Consider the following 2,926-nt stretch of genomic DNA (forward strand, 5'->3'; position numbering starts at 1 on the left):
GGCAGCACTGGCAAGCGGTGACGATCAGCATCGGGCTGCACCTGCTGCCGTTGCTGCTGTTCGTCCACTGGATGTCCACCCCGCCGCTGCAGCCGCCGCCGGAACAGGACGTGCGCATCAGCCTGCGCCTGCTGGCGCCAGCCACGCCGCCGCAGCCGGTGGAAGAACTGCAGTCCGAACGCTTCAGCCAGGCCCAGCAATCGCGGGCAGCCGAGGCGCGGAAAACACCCCCACCACCGCGGGCCACGGCGGCACCCGAGGGCAACCTCGCCGCCAGCGAGAAGAATGGCGACGGCCACCAGCCCTTGCCCGTGGCCCCACCTGCGGCCGCGACCGATGCCCGTTCCGCACCGGCATCGATCACGGCCGCACCGCCCGCTCCGGACGCACCACCGGCGGACTTCCAGGCCGGCGCCGCCAGCGACCAGTGGGAAGCCCGCCTGATGGCGCGGCTGGAGCGTTACCGCTATTACCCCGCCGCAGCGAGGTCGCGGCGCCAGCAGGGCACCGCATGGGTCAGGGCCAGCATCGACCGCGACGGCCACCTGCGGGCATTGCGCCTGGAACAGTCCAGTGGACAGCCGATGCTGGATGAAAGCGCGCTGCAGACATTCCGCCGCGCCCAGCCTCTGCCCCGGATTCCAGAAGAACTGCCAGCTCCGCAGGAACTGGTGGGTGCCGGTGGAGTACTACCTGCGCTAAGCGCTGTAGGCCTCTGCCTCGATCTCGAACAGCATTCCGTCCAACGCCAGCCGCGGCACCGGAATCAACGTGCAGGTCGGCGCTGCGCGATTGGCCCAACGTCGCCGCACCTGGCGGGCGATGATGCCCAGGCGATCCTCGTCGTGGTCGACCACCAGGATCCGCAGTCGTGCAACATCGGCCAGATCCGCATGCGCCGACCGCAGCGCGGTCTGCAGATTGTCCAGTGCCTGCGACACCTGCTCCTCGAAGCTCGGCGACAGGCTTCCCTGGTCGTCCTCGCCTCCCTGTCCGGCGATATGGATCACACGCGCTGGCAGTCGCACCACCGCCACATGCGAATATCCGTTGGCACTGGGATCGTGCAGGCCGGGCGGATCGAACAGATCCAGCAGGCCATGGCTGAAGTCCGGGGTGGTCAGCAGGTTCATACCGCATGCCTTGTGGGGAATGCGATGCAGTCTGCGACCTCAACTGCTGTTGAGGTCAAACCAATTGCATGCAACAGAGCGGTCCAACGCACGCAACGATCGGAAGGATCAGGTCCACGCCGGATCCGCGGTGAAATCGATCGTCAGCCAGAACGTGCTGCTTCGCGCGTCCAACCGCACTGCAATCTCATCGCGCATCGCATCCACCTCACCCACCGTGCCCAGCGGCGTAGACGGCGACGTCAGGATGTGGATCTCGATGAAGCGCATCCGCCCCATCTTCGCTACATGGCTGGTGAAGCCGGCATAGCCATGCTCGGCCACGAATGCCTGCATCACCTGCTGCACGCGCTCGTCCAGGTCATCGGGCGCCACCTGCAACACTTCACGCATGGCTTTCCACGCACTGCGCGCCGGCACCGGCAACACCGCCAGGCTGATCAGCGCCAGTACGATCGAATCCAGATAGGGCACCCAGTAGTGCCACTGGCCACCATGCAGCACCAGCGCCAATACGAAGGCCAGCACCACCGCCAGGCTCATCAAGCCCCCCAGCAACCAGCCGCGCACATCCAGCCACAGCAATGCCGACTGCAGCCTGCGGGCCCGCTGGGCCACGAACGCGGCCATGCCCAGGTTGCTGGCACTCAGCAGCGCCGCCCACCACAGCGCCGGTCCGAACTTCACTTCGTGCCCGCCGGTGGTCAAGCCGATCACCGCGTTGGCCAGCGCATACACGCAGGCCAGCGACAGGATCACCCCGCCCAGCGCCTCGACCATCGGCTCCAGGTGCCAATAGCCGTACTGGAAGCGCGGGCTGTGCTCCCGCGCCACCAGCCGCAGCACCGACAACGACACCAGGGTCAGGGCTACGTCGACCAGGCTGTAGATGCCGTCGAACAGGATGGCCTGCGATCCCACCAGCAGGCCACCGATGAAGCCGACCGCACTGACCGCCACGGTGACCCCGATCGAGAACTTCAGGATGCGTTGCTCGCGCGCGGTATCCATCGTCCGCCGAAGGGCCGACCGTACCGGCTCAGGCCTTCAGCACCTCCACCTTGTAGGACGGCACGTCGCCATCGCGCTCGATGATAAGGCCATGGACGTCCGACTCGAAGCCCGGGAAGCGCGCGTTCTGCTCGCGGGCGATGCGCAGCGACTGGATGATCGGTTCGTCGTGGTCGCCGAAGCGCTCGCCCGGCATGATCGTGGGGATGCCCGGCGGATACGGCACCAGCATCGTTGCAGCGATGCGGCCGCTGATCTGCTCGATGTCGACCCGCTCGATCTCGCCCTTCACCAGGTGGTTGTAGGCATCGGCCGGGGTCATCACCGGCGTCGGCAGGTCCACGTACATCTCACGCATCACCTTGGCCACCGCGAACTCCTGGTTGAACGCATGCAATGCGTCGCACAGGTCACGCAGGCCCCAGCCGGCATAGGCATGGGGATAATCGGCGGCCAGCGACGGCAGCGCCTGGGTCAGCGGCGCGTTGCGGTCGTACAGCTCCTTGAACGCCATCAGCTCGGTAACCAGCGTGCTCCACTTGCCCTTGGTGATGCCCATCGAGAACAGGAACAGCACCGAATACAGGTTGGTCTTCTCCACGGTGATGCCGCGGCCCCACAGGAACTTGCTCAGCACCGCAGCCGGGATGCCCAGCTTGCCCATGCTGCCGTCCATCGACAGCCCCGGCGTCAACAGGGTCACCTTGATCGGATCGATCAGCACATAGTCATCGACCAGGTTCTCGAACCCGTGCCAATGCGCATCGGGCTGCAGGTACCAC

At 66.3% G+C, this 2,926-nt stretch carries 3 protein-coding genes and 1 pseudogene; 1 reads left to right on the forward strand and 3 read right to left on the reverse strand.

Features of this window, described 5'->3' with window-relative positions:
• A pseudogene (locus tag AC1VAN_RS16965) lies at positions 1 to 702 on the forward strand (energy transducer TonB family protein); the annotation flags it as partial.
• On the opposite strand, the gene AC1VAN_RS16970 reads toward AC1VAN_RS16965, so the two are convergent.
• From AC1VAN_RS16970 to AC1VAN_RS16980, 3 genes are all read right to left on the reverse strand, one after another.
• Positions 699 to 1,133 carry a RidA family protein gene (locus AC1VAN_RS16970; protein ID WP_025879232.1) on the reverse strand — a complete coding sequence of 145 codons (435 nt, stop codon included), beginning with the start codon at positions 1,131 to 1,133 and terminating at the stop codon, positions 699 to 701. The pseudogene AC1VAN_RS16965 and the gene AC1VAN_RS16970 overlap by 4 nt on opposite strands.
• A 108-nt stretch (positions 1,134 to 1,241) precedes the next feature.
• Positions 1,242 to 2,144 (reverse strand): cation diffusion facilitator family transporter, encoded by a 903-nt coding sequence (locus AC1VAN_RS16975; RefSeq protein ID WP_032975242.1) that lies wholly within the window; start codon positions 2,142 to 2,144, stop codon positions 1,242 to 1,244.
• Positions 2,145 to 2,172: 28 nt separating this feature from the next.
• Positions 2,173 to 2,926, reverse strand: a 754-nt coding sequence (locus AC1VAN_RS16980; RefSeq protein WP_480986267.1) for an Orn/Lys/Arg family decarboxylase, incomplete at its 5' end; no start/stop codon positions are given.

Source organism: Stenotrophomonas sp. 05L44_2, from assembly GCF_056665995.1.